This window comes from Leptodesmis sp. (genome assembly GCF_052746595.1).
The window spans coordinates 1-17,744 of the sequence record NZ_JBRAGO010000092.1 but is presented as its reverse complement, the minus strand read 5'-3'; the positions used below and the strand labels follow the sequence as shown (position 1 = coordinate 17,744).

18 protein-coding genes and 1 pseudogene are annotated in these 17,744 nt (G+C 48.2%); 7 read left to right on the top strand and 12 right to left on the bottom strand.

Going from position 1 to position 17,744, the window contains the following annotated elements:
* Positions 1-115: 115 nt before the first annotated feature.
* The 9 genes and pseudogenes from ACUVQO_RS17830 to ACUVQO_RS17790 form a co-directional block, all read right to left on the bottom strand.
* Positions 116-337: a hypothetical protein gene (locus ACUVQO_RS17830; RefSeq protein WP_445927184.1), complete on the bottom strand. Its 222-nt coding sequence runs from the start codon at positions 335-337 to the stop codon at positions 116-118.
* A gap of 63 nt (positions 338-400) precedes the next feature.
* The gene (locus ACUVQO_RS17825) at positions 401-619 is read right to left on the bottom strand and encodes a hypothetical protein (RefSeq protein ID WP_445927183.1); all 219 of its coding nucleotides are present in this window, start codon (positions 617-619) and stop codon (positions 401-403) included.
* Between the two features lie 352 nt (positions 620-971).
* On the bottom strand, positions 972-1,331 hold the full coding sequence (locus tag ACUVQO_RS17820) for a HetP family heterocyst commitment protein (protein ID WP_445927182.1): 360 nt from the start codon (positions 1,329-1,331) through the stop codon (positions 972-974).
* 47 nt (positions 1,332-1,378) lie between these two features.
* On the bottom strand, positions 1,379-2,428 hold the full coding sequence (locus ACUVQO_RS17815) for an HlyD family efflux transporter periplasmic adaptor subunit (RefSeq protein WP_445927181.1): 1,050 nt from the start codon (positions 2,426-2,428) through the stop codon (positions 1,379-1,381).
* A gap of 3 nt (positions 2,429-2,431) precedes the next feature.
* The gene (locus tag ACUVQO_RS17810; protein ID WP_445927180.1) at positions 2,432-2,575 is read right to left on the bottom strand and encodes a hypothetical protein; all 144 of its coding nucleotides are present in this window, start codon (positions 2,573-2,575) and stop codon (positions 2,432-2,434) included.
* Between the two features lie 41 nt (positions 2,576-2,616).
* Entirely contained in the window at positions 2,617-3,222 is a 606-nt protein-coding gene (locus ACUVQO_RS17805; protein WP_445927185.1) for an ATP-binding cassette domain-containing protein, read from the bottom strand.
* A gap of 54 nt (positions 3,223-3,276) precedes the next feature.
* Positions 3,277-4,503: pseudogene (locus tag ACUVQO_RS17800) on the bottom strand (peptidase domain-containing ABC transporter); the annotation flags it as partial.
* A gap of 15 nt (positions 4,504-4,518) precedes the next feature.
* Positions 4,519-5,283, bottom strand: a complete 765-nt coding sequence (locus ACUVQO_RS17795) for a hypothetical protein (protein ID WP_445927179.1) — start codon at positions 5,281-5,283, stop codon at positions 4,519-4,521.
* Positions 5,284-5,541: a hypothetical protein gene (locus ACUVQO_RS17790; RefSeq protein ID WP_445927178.1), complete on the bottom strand. Its 258-nt coding sequence runs from the start codon at positions 5,539-5,541 to the stop codon at positions 5,284-5,286.
* A 181-nt stretch (positions 5,542-5,722) separates the two neighbouring features.
* Between ACUVQO_RS17790 and ACUVQO_RS17785 the strand changes: the two genes are divergently transcribed.
* Positions 5,723-5,860, top strand: coding sequence for a hypothetical protein (locus ACUVQO_RS17785; RefSeq protein WP_445927177.1), 138 nt, complete (start codon positions 5,723-5,725; stop codon positions 5,858-5,860).
* Positions 5,861-6,099: 239 nt separating this feature from the next.
* Here ACUVQO_RS17785 and ACUVQO_RS17780 read toward each other — a convergent pair whose 3' ends face one another.
* Entirely contained in the window at positions 6,100-7,155 is a 1,056-nt protein-coding gene (locus ACUVQO_RS17780; RefSeq protein ID WP_445927176.1) for a glycosyltransferase family 2 protein, read from the bottom strand.
* Positions 7,156-7,184: 29 nt separating this feature from the next.
* Positions 7,185-9,914, bottom strand: a complete 2,730-nt coding sequence (locus ACUVQO_RS17775; protein WP_445927175.1) for a condensation domain-containing protein — start codon at positions 9,912-9,914, stop codon at positions 7,185-7,187.
* Positions 9,915-10,461: 547 nt separating this feature from the next.
* On the opposite strand from ACUVQO_RS17775, the gene ACUVQO_RS17770 reads away from it, so the two are divergent.
* The 5 genes from ACUVQO_RS17770 to nadE all read left to right on the top strand — a co-directional run bounded on the left by ACUVQO_RS17770 (position 10,462) and on the right by nadE (position 15,421).
* Positions 10,462-10,689, top strand: coding sequence for an acyl carrier protein (locus ACUVQO_RS17770; RefSeq protein ID WP_445927174.1), 228 nt, complete (start codon positions 10,462-10,464; stop codon positions 10,687-10,689).
* A gap of 89 nt (positions 10,690-10,778) precedes the next feature.
* Positions 10,779-12,326: a class I adenylate-forming enzyme family protein gene (locus ACUVQO_RS17765; RefSeq protein WP_445927173.1), complete on the top strand. Its 1,548-nt coding sequence runs from the start codon at positions 10,779-10,781 to the stop codon at positions 12,324-12,326.
* Positions 12,327-12,425: 99 nt separating this feature from the next.
* Entirely contained in the window at positions 12,426-13,157 is a 732-nt protein-coding gene (asnB, locus tag ACUVQO_RS17760; protein ID WP_445927172.1) for an asparagine synthase (glutamine-hydrolyzing), read from the top strand.
* 3 nt (positions 13,158-13,160) lie between these two features.
* Positions 13,161-14,411, top strand: coding sequence for an asparagine synthetase B family protein (locus ACUVQO_RS17755; protein WP_445927171.1), 1,251 nt, complete (start codon positions 13,161-13,163; stop codon positions 14,409-14,411).
* A complete protein-coding gene (gene nadE / locus ACUVQO_RS17750; RefSeq protein WP_445927170.1) occupies positions 14,408-15,421 on the top strand; it encodes an NAD(+) synthase in 1,014 nt (337 codons plus the stop codon). Before ACUVQO_RS17755 ends, nadE begins: the two co-directional genes overlap by 4 nt.
* Positions 15,422-15,677: 256 nt before the next feature.
* Here the strand turns inward: nadE and ACUVQO_RS17745 are convergent, their stop codons facing one another.
* Positions 15,678-16,373 (bottom strand): hypothetical protein, encoded by a 696-nt coding sequence (locus tag ACUVQO_RS17745; protein ID WP_445927169.1) that lies wholly within the window; start codon positions 16,371-16,373, stop codon positions 15,678-15,680.
* Between the two features lie 185 nt (positions 16,374-16,558).
* Here ACUVQO_RS17745 and ACUVQO_RS17740 point away from each other — a divergent pair, with 185 nt between their 5' ends.
* Positions 16,559-17,665, top strand: a complete 1,107-nt coding sequence (locus tag ACUVQO_RS17740; protein WP_445927168.1) for an AMP-binding protein — start codon at positions 16,559-16,561, stop codon at positions 17,663-17,665.
* Positions 17,666-17,744: the final 79 nt, after the last annotated feature.

The window sequence follows — 17,744 nt, the reverse complement described above, 5'->3', positions numbered from 1 at the left end:
CTTATCTCAATAATCAGTTATGAATCTTCTCTCTAGAAGGTGACACGCACCCTTACTCACCCTATTAACTTCACACTTACCTTACTTCATTGATCTTCGGGTCTGGCTTAAATATTTAAGGCAGACCTAAGCCAATAAAACTGACACCTAGACTGCTGATATCGACCTTAGCAGCACCAGTCATTGTGGTACTGCCGCCAGGCCCAGATGTAGACATTGTTCCAATTTCAATCACATGGGAATTCCAGATTGTCAGGCTGGCTCCGATGTCATATCCGCCTTCGAGATGGTTGGACTTATCTGCAAATTCTTGATAGTTGATGTCAGAGATAGTCATAATGTCCTCCTTAACTTGAATCCTGTGGAACATGAACTAATCTATTCCAATTGCAAAGATGAATTACAGTCCAAGAGCTACCAGACTGCCACCAAAGGTAGAGAGGTCAATCTTTAATGCGCCTTGAGCCGCATAGCTGCCATTCGGCCCTGAACTAGAAACGGTATAGAACTGGGTTAAGTCGTAGTTGTAACTGCTGAACGAAAGCCCAATGTCTTTTCCACCTTCGAGATGATTGGATTCACCTGCAAATTCTTGATAGCTGATATCGGAGATAATCATAACGTCCTCCTTAAGGACTAATTGAACTAAAGTTGTTTTTCGCCTTGAGTTCAGCTTTGTCTATGCTGATATTTAAACTGTATACCGATTGCTTCTAAATTGGGTCTTATTTTGCGATATATATAGCCAATTTGGCAGGGATTTGTAGGAGTAAATAGTTAAATAGTTTGGCTGATGATTTACATAAAATTAGCCAGCTTATAACTGAAAACTGGCTAAACAATGAGGAAATAGTAATTCAGGCTCGCTCATGATAGATAACTTCTGCAATCGTTATTAATTGATTGAACTAACGCCATTGGAAAAAATTGAGAGATTGTCTGCAGATAGAAGTCTCTCGAAGTTCTCCCAACTAGGATCCAAAAGTTCCTCCATATAAATTGGCTTCTGACTGGGCCACTGTTTCTAGACTGGTCAAGTTTTTTTCAGGATTTAGACTTTGCAGGGTGGATAAGTCGCCGATACTGACGGTAGAGAAGCCTGCAGGCTGCCTTTGTTCAGATGCCTTTTTCAAGTACTGATTTTCGTTGACCAGTCGGCTGTAAGTTCGGTAAGGAATGAAGTAAACAGGGTTATAGCCAGCAAAGCGTAAAATCAATACACAAGCCCAGGAATATCGACCTTCGGTAATAGCTTCTACTACCTGGTTAAATTGTTCTGGACTCATGACTTTATTACGTTTTGCCAACGAATTGGCACTGTGACAGTTCATAGGGCACCTCTTTAATGATTCATTTCAGTTCAATCAACTGGGCAATGTCACAGATTTAAGTTGGTTTCCTGCAACTTTCGGATGGGGTCGAGTAAGACATCAGCAATGCGGCGATGCCGGACAACAATTTCAGCCGTAGCCGTTTGACCCGCTTTCAGGGGGATGGTTTGCTGATCTTTGGTCACAGAACTGCGATCGAGCGCAATTTCCACCCGATACACTGCTCCCAGTTTTTCATCAGATTTAATATCGGGAGAAATGGCAATGACTTTCCCAGAAATAATGCCGTAATCTTGATAGGGATAAGCATCAAATTTAATTTGAGTGCGATCGCCGACCTTCACCAATCCCGCCTCACGGGTCGGTAAGGCAGCAGATAGAATCAACGGTACCCCCTGAGGAGCAATTTCAGCAATTGGTGGTCCCGCCTGAGCCACTTCCCCAGTACGACGGATATTGAGTGCCGATACATACCCATCTGCCGGAGCACGTAGTGTCAGTTGATTTAACTCGGCTCTTGCCTGTACCAGTTGCTTCTGATTTTGCTGCATCTTAGCCTGCAACTGAGTTTTCTGTACCATCAACTGTTGAATGGCCTGTTGAGATTGCAATTGGGCATTATTAGCTTCAGCATATTTACGATTTAGTTCTGCCCGCAGTCGCCGTGCCTCTGCTACGACTTGTTGCAACTCTGAGCGCATACGTTGGGATTCCGCCTGACTTTGCTGAATCTCACCCAGTTGCTGAGTCAGGCTGCGCTGACGATCGTTCAATTGTTGCTGAGCCTGAAATACTTGCTCTCTCGCCAGTGCACCTTCATTGGCTAAATACTCAAAGCGAGCCAGACGTTCCCGTTGCAAGGCCAGATCAGCCTGTAACTGTGCCAGCACCATTTGCCCCGTAGCAGCCCGATTTTCTGCCTGGGTAATGGCTGTAGCTTGACTTTGAATTTTTGCCTCAGCTTGGGCAATCGCGGCTTCTTGGGCACGAATTTCTGCCATTGCGATTGCCGATCGGGTTTGGGCTCCCAACCGAGCCTTGTCAATTAAAGACTCCGTTTGTAGCAATTCTTTCTCATAATTAGTATTGGCCTGCACCGACTATTGGACCCGGTTGAGCGCAATCGTATTATCCAGGGCCGCAACCACCTGCTCTGCTCGCACGGGTTGACCTTCCTGAACGCAAATATTGGCAATCTTACCAGAGACAACTGGCGACACCTTATAAGCTTCTCCTTGGGGCACCAGTCGTCCCTGGGCGCGACCGACCTCATCAATGCGAGCGACTACTGACCAAGTGGCCAGGGCTGTACAAAATATGATTCCCCCAACCGCAGGGCACGGGCGATCGCAATTCGTTGCCGTTGTCCGCCTGACAGATTCGCTCCCCGTTCTCCAACTTTGGTGTAATAGCCCAGGGGCAAATTTTGGATAAACGCATGAGCTTCCGCCAGTTTGGCCACTTCGATCACGGCTTCCAGGCTATAGCCGGTCCGGTATAGCGTGATGTTGTCCAGAGTCGTGCCAGAGAATAGAAAACAGTCTTGAGGCACTACTCCCAACTGATGCCGTAAGGAAGGCGGCGATACGTGCCGCACATTATGACCATCAATGGTAATCCGGCCATTGGTGGGATGATACAAGCCCTGCAATAAATTGATCAACGTTGTCTTACCCGACCCACTGCGGCCCACAATGGCGATCGTCTCACCGGGGTGGGCGGTAAAAGAAATGCTCTGCAAAATGTTGCGATCGTCCTCCACCCGATAACGAAAAGTTACATTCTCAAAACTCACTTCACCTCGAAGCGGCGGCAATACCAACAGGGGTTGGTTCGGGCTTTCTTCCGGTGGCGTACTAAAAATGTCTTCCAGGCGTTCCACCGATACCATCACTTCCTGCAATTCATCCCACAGCCCGACCAGTGCCAGAGTGGGGCCAATGACATTGCCAATCATCATATTAAAAGCTACCAGTTGACCAATGCTGAGCTGATCCTGAATCACCAGCATGGCCCCATACCAGAGCAAGGCTGCACTCCCGATCGTGTTAATCAATCCACTCAAAGCCTGCAATCCATTCGCCAGCTTTTGTCCCCGAAATTGAACGTTGAACTGACTGGTCAGGTGCTCTTCCCATTGCCAGCGTACATCCCGTTCTGCTGCTGCCGTTTTCACGGTTGCAATCCCTGTCAACATTTCGACCAGGGAAGAGTTTTGCTTGGCCGATTCATAGAACACCTGACGAGATACTCGGCGCAAAAAAGGACTGGCAATCACTGTCAACAGAATAATGGGTGGCAATAATCCTACAATCAGCAAGGTGAGTCGCAGGTTATAATGAAGCATCAGTCCCACATAGACGATCGCCATTATGGCATCTAAGCCCGTAGTAAATGCCTGTCGAGTTAGAAATAATTGAATCTTTTGATTCTCCTACACCCGTGTGACAATATCTCCCACCTGACGGGCGGCAAAAAACTGTAAGGGTAGATTCAACCTATGGCTGATAAAGCCACTGATCAACGTGACATCTACCTGATTAGAAAAGAAATCCAGCAGGTATTGCCGCATACTGGTTAATCCCACCCGCCAGATGCTAGCCAGCAGTAAACCCATAACAAAGGCATGCAGAGTCAGCACACTCTTATGCACCACCACCTGATCCAAAGTGATCTGGGTAAATAGGGGTGTGACCAATCCCAAGACCTGCAACAGCACAGATGCCGCAATGATCGGCACCAGCATGGATTGATACGGGGCAAAGGCTCCCCAAAAGCGGCCTAAGGATAACTTGGCGGCAGGCATAGCTTGCAATAACTCGGTGGGAGTCAGCAGCACAGTATAGCCTGTCCACTTGGCCTGGAAGTCAGCAATTGAGAGCGATCGCTTTCCCAAAGCCGGATCTGCGAGAATTACCCGATTGCGCTTGACCCGATAAACCACTACATAATGATCACCCTGCCAGTGGGCAATCCACGGTGTTGTCTGATTTGCTAACCGATTAAAACTAGAACGGACTGGGCGAGCCATAAACCCGATACTTTCTGCCGTATGCGCCAGTCCCTTGAGTGAAACGCCCGATCGTCCGACTCCCGCCAGGTTACGCAGCAGGTTCAGGCTCAGTCGTTTACCCCAATATTGCGCCACCATCGCCAGACAAGCAGCACCACAATCAGAACTGCTTTGCTATTGAATAAAGGAATAGTTTTGTCCAAACCAGCGCCAGCGCCGTTTGGTTGGCGTGGGTTGAGCAAAGCGAATGGGAATAGTTTGGGAAAGGGAGAGTACCGGGCGTTGGGCTGTTTGAGTGAGGACTGGTTGTGGCAATGGACGATCGCTGGCCGAATGTCGCGATCGCACCGCAAGGGAGCGTGTCAGAGGCGTGCCAGATACCGCCGATCCTGGCTTCAGAGATGGAACAATGACTTGAGCCATTTCCCAATAATCACTGGCCAAGTAATAGACCTGTAACTCGGTCGCGGCACTCCAATCAGCTGGCACAGCATCTGGGAATCCCCAGCTATCACCAATCACAGGTAACGGCTCAGTGTGTCCCTGAATCTTTCCCTGACGCAACCACCACCGACCTGCCTGGGTCGGAGTAGCTTGTGCTAATTCACTGCCTGCCGGGATAGAGGTTTCTGTAAGATAGGGCAGTAATCGTTTGAGAACGTGGCTGGGTTGTGTTCTTAACTCTGTTGCGACTTTTAGAAAGATCAGCTGCTGTCGAATGCTAGTGCTTTGATATAAATGATCGCGCAACTGGGGAACCTGATGCAGCCAATGGTGCAGTTTGGCATACGGAAGAATGGCCACCAGCCCCTCTCCTGTGGCGATCGCTCGGTAAGGCCAGGGACGATCGCAAAACTGCTCATCTGCACCGCGACTTTCCCCTTCTTCCAGCAACTGAACTGGGACATCTTTTTGTTGGGTACAATCCCAGCTCAACAATCATAGATTGCCCCAGCACACAATCAACAAATCTTGAGGAAAATGACACGCGAGAGAAGACTCTGTTGGACTCAAATTCTCGCTGCAAATCAGTTCATCTCCCAATTGCACAGTCTGCAGTTTGCAGTCCTGACTAAATTCAACAACCCATTGATTATTTGCAGGAAACACATTGAGCAGAATTTCAGCCAATAATTCATGAGTAGAACTAGCGCTAGCCGGAGGGGGCTTATCTTCCGGTTCTGTAAACTTTTTCATGGCTCTTCCAATCCAATTGAGTGGTTTTGAAGCGAGCAATAACCACTTAAGAGCAACGTAATCAATGGTAGATGAACCTGGACGTAGTGCGAATTTGCAGGTTCTTCAAGGCGACACTGCGATCGCACGTCCCACATTCTAATTCTACTTCTTACTTCAAAGTTAGCAGATCCTCTGATAAATGTCACTCGGGGCTATGACTCTCTCCTGGTTAGTTGGGGAGGCGCGGTTTGTGCTGATTGGCAAAGCGTCCCACAGCACCCATGAGTTTTACGACCGACGGCCAGAAATAACTAAACGGTTAATTCAGGAAAATTGATGACATACAGGCTGTAGACCCGTTGGATCAGTAGGCGGAACTGGGGACAAGAGAAGCTCCAGAAACCTTTCCATCAGCTTTTTGAAACGATTTATGAGCAACGGCGGGCAGCACAAAAACCCATCAACCAGAAGCTTGGCCTCAAACCCTATCTAACAAAGTCTTTTGCCGATGCCTAGGTATCGGCAAAAGACTTTGTTGTGGGTGAAACGCCCCTAGACTATCGTGTCTGAGTGTTTTTATGTATGTTTTCTGGCAAACAGTTGGCCGATCGTGGTCATGAGTACTGAATTCTGTATAAAGTCCTGTAACAGAAAAGGGGGATCGGTACTCGGTTTCCGTTGCACGACCTGACGCAGTTGCCACAGGAGAAAGCCCAGTACCCAGGCAAAATCAGTCAGCATGGCATAGAACCAGCCATGATTTTTGAGGAAATAGCGCCGTCTGGAATCGAACACATATTTTGGTTGGCGTTTAGGCGCATTTGTTTTGGCCGTTACACCCGTACTTTGCCCAGAGATATGCATAATGCGGCTTTGGGGCACATACCAGCAGGGCCACCCCGCCCGCTTTGCCTGTAAACAAAAATCGGTTTCTTCGTAATACAAGAAGTAGTCCTCGTCCATCAAGCCAATGCTGTCAAACACTTGACGGCGAATCATCATGCTGGCACCGGGCAGCCAGTCCACCTGCTGGGCTTCTTCAGTCATGGTTTGAGCAATCACCCACTTCGACAGGAGTTTGGAGACAAGGCCCAACCGCAATCCTCCATCTAGCTCGCTCCAGATAGAAGGAAACCGAAAGGTAATGGGCCATCGAGTGCCATCAGGTTCCTCAACCCCACTGCCCGCAATCCCAACGGTTGGATGTTGATCCATAAAATCAACCAAGGTTTTCAGGGCACCAGGCCGGACTTCGGTATCTGGATTGAGCAGTAAATAGTAGAGGGGAGGCGTTTGAGATTCTAGAAATGGTCGAATGGCTGTGTTATTGCCGTAGGAAAATCCTCCATTAATTGAGGAGGAATGCAACGTCACCCAATCATGCCATCCTTCAGTTTGAATAGCCTGAGCAATCTTCTCAACTGAGCCATCATTGGAGGCGTTATCCACCACCACCACCTGCATTCCTGGCAGTGTTTGAACTTCAGGGAGGAGCGATCGCAAACAGTTAATCGTCAACTCCGCCGTTCGATAATTCACGATCGCGACCAGTAAGGGAATCGGAGACTGGGGTTGTCCCTCCTCGGAGAGTGAAGGTTCTGGCAACAGTACGGATGTAGCTTCACAGTTCATAATCATGACCAATCAATAATGACAGTACCTTATGCTGCTCGTTGAATATTGGAGTTCAACACTATCCCAGATTTCTGTACACCGTTCCAGTAACTCTGAATCATCTTTGCCATCACCTGAACATTCGGTTCCTGCAGCATACTGGAATGACCTCCGGGTACATCACAAACCTTTACGTCAGCAGTGACACGGTGCTTCCAGCCTAGCAAAGGATCAGCATAGCGTTCTACATAGGGCGTATCATCAATTGGCGTGCCATCAAACATGGAACTTTTCTCAGTTGCCCGTAAGAGCAGCACCTCCCCTTGTAAGACTGTATCCGGTACATACTGTGCTTGCGCCCAGACGAGAATGGTTCGTACTGGAATAGCTTTCAACCAGTGGGGAATCGGCAGTTTCCGATCCAGGCAATAGCGAAATAGCTGAAGTTGCCCCCGATCGTGCAGAGTTTTGTAGCGCTTCTGAATCTCGTAACTCACCAGATTGGTCACTTTCTTGCGGACTTGATTGAGAATGAACACTCCCCGCTCAAAAGGTTTCATGGATTGACTATCACGAAACACTTTAGAAAAACTATCTCGTCGTTGATTAGCAATGTAACCCACCTTTTCCTCGGCTTCGACATCAGCCGCATCCATGATAGCTACCATACCAATCGATTGGCCCTGCAATTGTAACTGCCGCGCCATTTCAAAGGCTAACACGCCACCCGCACACAAGCCACCCAGGAAGTATGGCCCTTCCGGTTGCACCTCACGGATTTTCTCAATGTAGTAGGCCACCATCTCTTCAATCCGGGTATGCAGGATTGGGCAACCATCAGCACTATAAGGTTGCACTCCATATACCGGAACATCTGCAGAAAGGCGGTTGGCTAACTCTTGATACAGCAAAATTTCACCATTTCCATCATGAATCAGAAAAATAGGTGGTTGACCGCTTCCTGGTTTGAGTGGAACGATCGCCTGTTGTACTTGGGACGGTCCTGATCGCTCCAGATACTCAGCCAATTGAGCGATCGTAGGAGCCATCAGTAAGGTGCTGAGAGGTAACGATCTGCCAAACTGTTTCTCTAATTTGGAGAACAAGCTGACCGCCAGCAAAGAATGGCCACCCAACTCAAAGAAGTTATCATTAACCCCAACGGATGGAATTGCCAGAACCTCTTCCCACACTTGAGCCAGTTGTTGCTCTAATAGAGTACGAGGAGCTACAGAAATTTTGTCAGGCAGTGAATCTACGCGATCGCCTTCAATATACTTAGCTGTAGATTTGGTTAATTCACTAGGTTTACATTCACTGGGTTTAAATGAACGAAGTTCTGAAAGTTTTAAATCTGGATTCAGCACCAATTGCGCTAAAAGCTGCTCATATCGCTGCAGCAGATGGATAACTGTTTCAGGACGGAATAAATCTGTCTTGTACTGGAAGGTAGCAGTTAGTTGTCCATTGTTTTCACTGAGGGATAGCGAAATATCAAAGTTGGCGATTTCTCGGTTAACAAATACCGAACTTACAGTCAACCCTGCTAAATCTAAGGAAGGTGTCGGTGTGTTTTGCAAGACAAACATGGCCCGCGTTAGCGGAGTACGCCTTAAATTAGGCAGGTCTGCAACCAGTTGTAACGGCACGTCCTGATGCTTCGAGCCTTCCATAAAAGATTCACTGACTCGCTCCAAAAGCTGACAAAAACTTGGATTCGCGGATAAATCAGTTCTTAAGACGACAACATTATTGAAATATCCAATCAATCCACGAGCTTCAGCTCGATGCCGTCCGGCAACAGGCGTACAGATTACCATATCCTCTTGCCCGGTGTGTTGATGCAGGAGGATATTAAAAGCAGCAAATAAGGTGACAAATAAGGACACTCCCTGATTCGCACTCAGTAGTTTCAGATGATTTGTTAAATCTGTGGATAGAACCTGAGATTGGACTCCCCCTTGATAAGAGGTGACTGGCGATCGCGGATAATCGATCGGGAGTGCCAGGGATGGAACCGTTCCATGCAACTGTTGTTGCCAATATTCCAGTTGCAGTCTTAACGAATCTCCCTGGAGCCATTGGCGTTGAGTCCAGGCAAAATCCGCATATTGTACGGGTAAATCCAGAAGTGGAGAAGCTTGCCCACCCACAAACGCAGAATACAGTGCCCCTAGCTCTCGAACAAAGACACTGTGAGACATACCATCAAAAACAATGTGATGGATGGTGCGTAACAGCACATGCTCCTGCTCCGCCAATTGCAGGAGGGCAACCCGCCAGAGAGGGGCCTGACTCAAATCAAACGGAACTTCGGCCTGAGCGATCGCCCGTCTTTCAATCTCAGCTTGTTGCTGCTCAGTAGGAAGGTCACGCAGATCGATATAATCTACACGGATCAGCATTTCAGGCAGAATCACCTGCACAGGTTCTCCATTCTCAGTTCTGAAAAAGGTGCGGAGGATTTCATGTCTGCGTGTAATTTCATGCAAACTTTGCTCTAGCGCGGTAACATTGAGGGCACCAACCAACTGGAATGAATGCAGAATATTATGAACTGATGTGTCAGGTTGTAATTGTTCCAGTTGCCAAAGTCGCTCCTGATTAAATGACAGCGGTAACGCTCCATCTCTGGGAGCCTTTTGAATAGGCGGAGATTGATACAGCAGGCGCACATTGTTGCGAGCCATGCGCCAGAAACTGGGTGCAGTCTTTGCTTGATTATCTGATTCTAAAAATTTAGATTCGCTGGGTGATACATCAGGAAAAGATTTCATGATTTTTCTTCTGCTCAAAAATGCTGTGCTTAACTGTATAAAACTAAATGTCTGAAGGCACCTTCAAAAATCTTCTAATAACCCAGTTTCCAGTAACTCTTTGGAGAAGATGTTTAAAAGTCCTAATGTTTGTAGCAAGCTACCTGGATCCCTTTAAATTCCTTGTCATAGGGAACCCAGAGCTTGTTTTTTCCTGTTAAAGAAAAGGGGGGAGATCACTTAGTGTCTGGCATCATAAGCCACATCTTTTTTAGCTCTGGAATTGCGGATCCCGTAACTATACGGAGTAAGTGATTAATTCCAGCGTAAGGTTTATAGCTAATGATACGCATTCCCCGACCAACTCTTAACCAAACATTTATAAAATGATGAATTTTTTATGTAGTTACATGCAGTTTTTACTGGCCTCAAAGTTTAAAATATTACTGTAAGGAGATGATGGAGATGATAAAGCTATCATTCTGTTACTTGTGATACTGTTACCCGCGCCAAAATAATAAGCATTAGCCCTGGTAACAGCCTTTATTTATTAAAGAAATTTACACAAATGCTAGCCAAAGAAGTTCTTCGCCAGCACATTGCAGAAACTATTCTTTTTTCAAAAGAGTATCCCTATGTAGATAGTGATTCTTTTTTAGAAAATGGTGTAATTGACTCCATGAATGTGATTGAGCTAGTTCTGTTTTTAGAGCAGCAGTTTGGCATTCAAGTTGCAGATCACGAAATTGTTCCAGATCACTTTGACTCGATTGAGAAATTGGCTGATTTCGTGTAAACCAAACAATGTGTTACTGCTTAAACTCACTGTTGAGCCAGATTTTCTGGCCTGACAGATTTTCTACCTCCTGACGGGGAGTATTGCGAATGTTAGTACATCAATTTTTGGAGAATAGTGCCGATCGCTTCCCCAACAAGGTGGCACTAATCTGTGATGGTCAGCGACTCACGTATGCAGACGTTGAGGTTCAGGCCAATCGATTAGCGAACGCACTACGAGCACAAGGTTTACAACGAGGAGAACGAGTCGCCTTATATTTGCCAAATTCGATCGAGTTAGCGATCGGGATCTTTGCTGTTCTAAAGGCAGGCGGAGTTTTTGTACCGATCAATCACTCTACCAAGTTTGACAAGTGTGCGTATATTCTCAATAACTGTGATGCTCGCGCCTTGATCACCTCTGGTCGGCAAAGTAATCTCATAAAACAGTTGCTGCCAGCCGTTCCTGGTCTAAAGACCATCGTGTTCACTGCACCCGTAGCGGAGCCAAAACAGATCTCTTTCCTCAGTTACGATGCAATTCAAGCCGATTATCCTGAACAGCGTCCAAAACACATCAATATTGATGTTGATCTGGCCTGTTTAATTTACACCTCTGGCAGTACAGGTGAGCCAAAAGGAGTCATGTCTGACCACAGTAATGTGGTGTTTGCCGCCAGTTCGATTATTGAATATCTGGGAAATGTAGAGTCTGATACTGTTATTGGGTTACTGCCACTTTCCTTCGATTATGGTCTTTACCAGTTACTCATGGTGTTCAAATTTGGTGGAACGCTGGTTTTAGAAAAGGGTTTCACTTATCCTGCTGTCATTTTGAAGCGGATTGAAGAAGAGAAAGTTACAGGTTTTCCGGGGGTTCCGACTATTTTTTCAGTACTGTTGAATATGGATCGCAGTCAGTTCGACTTGTCGAGCTTGCGATACATGACTAATACTGCAGCCGCTTTACCCGCTTCTCACATCACAGAAATTCGGGAAGCATTCCCATCCGTCACCTTATTTTCCATGTACGGGTTGACGGAAACCAAACGCACTTTGTATTTACCACCGGAGGAACTCGATCGCCGTCCTGGTTCGGTGGGAATTCCTATTCCGGGGACGGAAGCCTGGATTGAAGGGGAAGATGGGCAGCGCCTGGAAGCAGGTCAAGTGGGCGAGTTGGTGGTGCGAGGACGGCACGTGATGCGAGGTTACTGGAACGCTCCGGAGAAAACGGCGGCTCGCTTTCGTCCTGGAGCTTTGCCCGGTGAACGGCTTTGCTACACAGGCGATCTATTTCGGATGGATGAGGAAGGATTCTTCTACTTTGTCGCCCGAAAAGATGATGTGATCAAGAGCCGGGGGGAAAAGGTACCGCCTAAAGAGGTCGAAAACGTTTTGTATGGTCTGAAAGGAGTGCGAGAAGCCGCCGTGATTGGGGTGCCGGATCCCGCCTTAGGACAAGCCATCAAAGCATTTGTCTCTCTGGAACCCGAAGTCTCTCTGACAGCAGCGGATGTGATTCGTCATTGTCGAGCCAATCTGGAAGACTTCATGGTGCCCCAGTTTGTGGAGATTCGTCCAGAACTACCCAAAAGTGCCAATGGCAAGATTAATAAACTGGAGTTAGGACAAACAGAATCACATTGGCGGTAGGGGTGGGTTTTATCCATCAATCATGATCAATGTTCATGATTCTGCCTCAACCTGCCCTTACACAGAATTGAATTAAACCCTATTTTTTGGGAGTAACCCATGTGTGGAATTGTGGGTGTCTTGAATTTATACAAGTCGCAACCGATACCAGAAACGGTGATGCGACAAATGCTGGGAATGATCCGTCATCGTGGCCCGGATGAGTTTGGCATTTATCAGGATGAGTGGGTGAGTTTGGGCAATGCCCGTCTTAGCATTATCGATCTCAGTGGTGGACAACAGCCCATCAGCAATGAAGATGGTTCCTTGTGGATCGTCTTTAATGGTGAAATTTTCAATTATCAAGAATTGCGTCCCGATCTAGAACAGCGTGGACACCGCTTTAAAACCCATTGCGATACAGAAGTGATTTTACATCTGTATGAAGAGTATGGGCCGGAGTGTTTGAATTATCTCAATGGCCAGTTTGCGATCGCCATCTGGGATACCCGCAAACAGCGGTTATTCGTTGCCCGCGATCGCCTGGGAGTGCGGCCTCTGTTTTACACCCAGGTCGATGGTCAATTGATTTTTGGTTCAGAAATCAAGACCCTATTGGCGCATCCATCAGTATTCGCAGCGATGGATCCAGCGTCCCTCTCCCAGGTATTTACATTCTGGAGCGCTCAAATTCCCCATACCGTTTTCCAGAATATTTACACTCTGCCCCCCGGTCACTACCTGGTTACTCAAAGTGGTCAAATTAAGATTCAGCCCTATTGGGAACTGGATTTTGATGGGGACGATTGCATCACTCGTTCTGCTCAGGATTACCTGGAGGAGTTTGAGTAACTATTGATTGATGCCACCCTGATTCGGTTACGCGCTGATGTTCCAGTAGGTGCGTATTTGAGTGGTGGGTTAGATTCTTCCACGACCACGGCGATTATTCGCAACTATACTCACAATCCCCTGGAAACCTTCTCGATCGCCTTCTCCGATTCTGAGTTTGACGAGAGCGAGTTTCAACGTCGCATGGCGAATGAATTGGGGACGGATCATCAGGTCGTATATTGCACCCACGCTGATATTGGCGCGGTGTTTCCAGAGGTAATCTGGCATACGGAAACACCCATGCTGAGAACGGCTCCCGCCCCCATGTTTTTGCTATCTCATCTGGTTCGCAAGCATAATTTTAAGGTTGTAATTACGGGGGAAGGAGCAGACGAATTTCTGGGAGGATACGATATTTTCAAAGAAATGGTAGTGCGGCGGTTTTGGGCCAAGCACCCTGACTCCGCGTGGCGACCTTTGCTGCTGAGACGACTTTATCCAGAAATTGGGCGGCTGGGTGAAACGAATGAACGCTTTCTGACCAGCTTCTTCAAGAAGCAGTTGACTGAAACCGAGTTGCCGTTTTATTCCCATCTGATCCGCTGGTCGAATGGAGCCAGGTTGCAACGGTTATTGCTACAGCCGCCCCAAACCTCTCCCCTGGAGCAAGCCGCACAACTGATTCCGATTCCCGATCGCTTCCACCAGTGGTCGCCCCTGGCCAAAGCTCAGTATCTGGAAATCGTCACCTTTTTGTCGCCTTACTTGCTCTCGTCCCAGGGCGATCGGGTGGCGATGGCAAATTCTGTAGAAGGACGCTTCCCCTTCCTGGATTACCGGGTGGTAGAGTTTTGCAACCGCCTGCCTGCAAAGTTGAAATTGCGGGGACTGAATGAAAAATGGTTACTGCGTCAGTTAGCCAGCAAGTTACTGCCTGCGGATATCTGGCAGCGCCGCAAGCGTCCTTATCGTGCCCCCATTCATCGCAGTTTCTTCCATAGCCAGACTCCCGCCTACGTCAGCGAGCTACTTTCGGAGAGTGCGTTGCACGAGTCAGGCTTGTTTAATCCACTGGCCGTGCAACAACTGATCCGCAAGGCTCAAAGTGGTCTGCAACTGAGTGAAGTGGATGATATGGCGATCGCCGGAGTACTGTCTGCCCAGTTGACCTATCACCACTTTGTCAAAGATTTTCATCACCGATTGTCACCGATCACGGATTCCGATCGGGTGAAAGTAATCAACAACATGAAAGAGGAATTAACTGTATGAGCGAGACAACGATCATCGAAGAAAATACCCTGAGCCAATCAAGCACCTTTGGTCGTCACTCTTTAGACCTGGATGTTGAGCAAGAGTGCGATCGCTTAATCGAAGGATTGCGCCAGCATGTCCACCAAACCCTGCGTCGTCAGGGAGCCGTACTGGGAATTAGTGGCGGAATTGACTCCTCGGTTGTATTGGCCCTATGTGTGAAAGCCTTTGGAGCCGATCGAGTGGTGGCCTTACTGTTGCCGGAAGGCGAATCCAGCCCGGATAGCGCAACCCTGGCTCACATGCTGGCCGATCACTATGGAGTCAAAACGATTACGGAAGACATCTCCGGCGCTCTAGAAGGATTTGGTTGCTACCGTCGCCGCAATGAAGCCATTCAACGGTTGTTCCCAGATTTCGGCCCAGGTTGGGGAGCTAAAATCGCTTTGCCGGGTAACTTACTGGAACAGAATACCCTTAACATCTTTTACCTGACGGTTACAAGTCCAGCTGGTGAAGAATTTACCAAGCGCTTACCTCCCGCCGAGTACTATCAGATTGTGGCGGCTTCCAACTTCAAGCAACGGGCACGCATGTCCATGCTCTATTACCATGCAGAACTCCGCAATTATGCCGTGATTGGTACGCCCAATAAAAACGAACATTTACTGGGATTCTTTGTGAAGCATGGGGATGGCGGCACGGATATTAGTCCGATCGGCCATTTGTTCAAGACCCAGGTTTACCAACTGGCACGGCATTTAGGGGTGCCAGAGGAAATTCAACGCCGCACGCCGACTTCTGATACTTATCCAGGCGGCAGTACGCAGGAAGAGTTTTTCTTCCGGCTGCCGTTTGATATCCTGGATACCATCTGGCTAGGTTATGAGCGAGGTATTGCCAATGAGAAGATTGCTCAGGGACTAAATCTGACGGTGGAGCAAGTTGAGCGCGTGGTTGCCGACATCGTCCGCAAGCAACGCACCACCGCTTATCTCAGAATGCACACCATCTCACTGGCTGATTAGGGTTGTGGATCACTCCCCGACACTCGCCAAAGCCAACCCGAGCAAATCCTGGCTGTTCGCAATAGCCTTGCAAAATGACCAAACTACCCAGCTACGAAGGGCACGATCGTGTGTGACATCAATGGGTCGGGGCATGGAAGAAGGGAATAGGGAATAAGAGGTGGTGTTAGCGTAGCGTAACGCATCACCTTCAGTGTTATGGTACCAATCCCTATTACGAGTTAAGAACCCAGGGCCGCCTGATCAGTTCACCTGATCAGTTCAATAGTTTTAGGGCTTTGAGGCCAGCGATCGGCTCGGTGAAGGAGCAGGAGCCAAAGGAACGAAAGCCGCAGTTGCGAGAGACTATCAGTTCTTTCAGGGTCAGGTAATGATCGCTCCAGGCAATGCCATTCATCTGCATTTGAAATCCCGCTGGGTGTCTGTAATGTTTTCCAGGTTGGTGGGCGGCTTTATCGGCCTGTGACACCCCAACAACATGGCCTTCCTGTAGTAACTGGAGAATTTCCTCCAGGGTGACTCGTTGGGTATAGGCGAGGGCAGCAGCGATCGCCAAGTTCAAAAATCCCTGCATGAAGGTAGAAGGGCTGTCAGGGTCGTAGGTCATCGGATGACGACCGGGTAAAGGATGGTGCAATCCGGCAGTGGCTTTGAAGGGAACTTGCGCTCTGGCAAAGGTGAGGAGGGATTGGGCCAACTGGGCCACCGAGGAAAAGGCCGCTGCAGTAATGCCACCCGTACGAATTTTGGCAAAGGCTCTCAGGGGTTGCAACACATCCAGGTAAGCAGGCAGGGATTCATTCATAGGAACTTCAAAAAAGCACTCCAGATGGGCAGGCAGTTGGGCCGCGATCGCTTTTATCTCCGCAGGTGGGAGGGGAGAAAGTTCCAGGGATGCGATCGTCAGACTGGGATGAGCGAAGGTATTCACCTGCGCGGCCGAACTGGGCATTCTGGTCGATCGCGATGACAAAGGCTACCTCTTGCAGATCTTCACCCAACCCGTTCAGGATCGACCTACCTTATTCTTTGAAGTGATTCAACGGTGTGGGGCAGAAGGCTTTGGAGAAGGCAATTTCAAATCCCTCTTTGAAGCGATCGAACGTGAATAGCAGGTAAGGGGGAATTTGTAATGCCATGACTTACTACTACAAGCTGGGTACGATTCCTCATAAACAGCATACGCAATTCCGTCAACCGGACGGATCGCTGTATCACGAGGAGTTGATGGGGATTCATGGATTCTCAGGGATTCAACCGCTGCTGTATCATTTACATCCACCCACGCAAATTCAGAAAATTCTCACCAGCAAACCGGTTGAACTGACGTTTGCAGAACCAGGTGCTCTACAGCCTCACCATTTACGCACGGCCAATGTTCCAGAGGGAGGAGATGCGATCGCTGCTCGCATTCCCTTGTTAGCAAACTCCGATGTCTGTGTCTCCGTTGTCCGGCCTACGGAAGCCATGAACTACTGGTATCGCTACGCCAGTGGAGATGAAGTCATTTTCATTCATGAAGACGGATTAGTTACTGCGGGATTTCAGCCAGGAGATGCAATTGCTGTGATTTTGCCGATGACGGTAGAAGCAGTAGCCATTTACCTGGGAATTATCGCTGCAGGTTGTGTAGTTATTTCCATTGCTGATAGTTTTTCTGCCAACGAAATTGCTATCCGTTTAAAGATTACTAAGACCAAAGCCATCTTCACACAAGACTTAATTCAACGAGTGGGACAGCAATTCTCCCTCTACACCAAAGTTATGAATGCCCAGGCTCCCACTGCGATCGTACTGCCATTGACAGATTCTCTCTCCGTTAACCTGCGGCAGGGCGATCTCTCCTGGACGAAATTTCTCAGTTCCAGGGAGGAGTTTGACGCGCTTCCATGCGATCCGGGTACCCCTACCAACATCCTGTTTTCTTCCGGTACTACGGGAGAACCCAAAGCGATTCTCTGGACACACACCACCCCAATTAAATGCGCCGTCGATGCCTATCTGCACCACGACATTCATTCCAGTGATATTCTTACCTGGCCAACCAGCCTGGGATGGATGATGGGGCCGTGGCTGATTTACACCAGTTTGATCAATCAAGCAGCGATCGGCCTGTATTACGGCGCACCCACCCGCCGGGATTTTGGTCAATTCATTCAGAATGCCAAAGTAACAATGCTGGGCCTGGTTCCCAGTCTGGTCAGCACCTGGAAAACTACGGCCTGCATGGAAGGGTTAGACTAGAGCGTGATTAAAGCCTTCAGTTCTACGGGCGAATGTTCAAATGCTCAGGATATGCGCTACCTGATGGCCTTAGCTGGAA

Coding starts and splice junctions, on each gene's coding strand:
- ACUVQO_RS17825 (WP_445927183.1), bottom strand. CDS start 619: ATGATTATCTCCGATATCAGCTATCAAGAATTTGCAGGTGAATCCAAT.
- ACUVQO_RS17805 (WP_445927185.1), bottom strand. CDS start 3,222: ATGGTATCGGTGGAACGCCTGGAAGACATTTTTAGTACGCCACCGGAA.
- ACUVQO_RS17740 (WP_445927168.1), top strand. CDS start 16,559: ATGACTTACTACTACAAGCTGGGTACGATTCCTCATAAACAGCATACG.
- ACUVQO_RS17775 (WP_445927175.1), bottom strand. CDS start 9,914: ATGAAATCTTTTCCTGATGTATCACCCAGCGAATCTAAATTTTTAGAA.
- nadE (WP_445927170.1), top strand. CDS start 14,408: ATGAGCGAGACAACGATCATCGAAGAAAATACCCTGAGCCAATCAAGC.
- ACUVQO_RS17830 (WP_445927184.1), bottom strand. CDS start 337: ATGACTATCTCTGACATCAACTATCAAGAATTTGCAGATAAGTCCAAC.
- ACUVQO_RS17765 (WP_445927173.1), top strand. CDS start 10,779: ATGTTAGTACATCAATTTTTGGAGAATAGTGCCGATCGCTTCCCCAAC.
- ACUVQO_RS17820 (WP_445927182.1), bottom strand. CDS start 1,331: ATGAACTGTCACAGTGCCAATTCGTTGGCAAAACGTAATAAAGTCATG.
- ACUVQO_RS17790 (WP_445927178.1), bottom strand. CDS start 5,541: ATGAAAAAGTTTACAGAACCGGAAGATAAGCCCCCTCCGGCTAGCGCT.
- ACUVQO_RS17780 (WP_445927176.1), bottom strand. CDS start 7,155: ATGAACTGTGAAGCTACATCCGTACTGTTGCCAGAACCTTCACTCTCC.
- ACUVQO_RS17745 (WP_445927169.1), bottom strand. CDS start 16,373: ATGCCCAGTTCGGCCGCGCAGGTGAATACCTTCGCTCATCCCAGTCTG.
- ACUVQO_RS17785 (WP_445927177.1), top strand. CDS start 5,723: ATGTCACTCGGGGCTATGACTCTCTCCTGGTTAGTTGGGGAGGCGCGG.
- ACUVQO_RS17770 (WP_445927174.1), top strand. CDS start 10,462: ATGCTAGCCAAAGAAGTTCTTCGCCAGCACATTGCAGAAACTATTCTT.
- asnB (WP_445927172.1), top strand. CDS start 12,426: ATGTGTGGAATTGTGGGTGTCTTGAATTTATACAAGTCGCAACCGATA.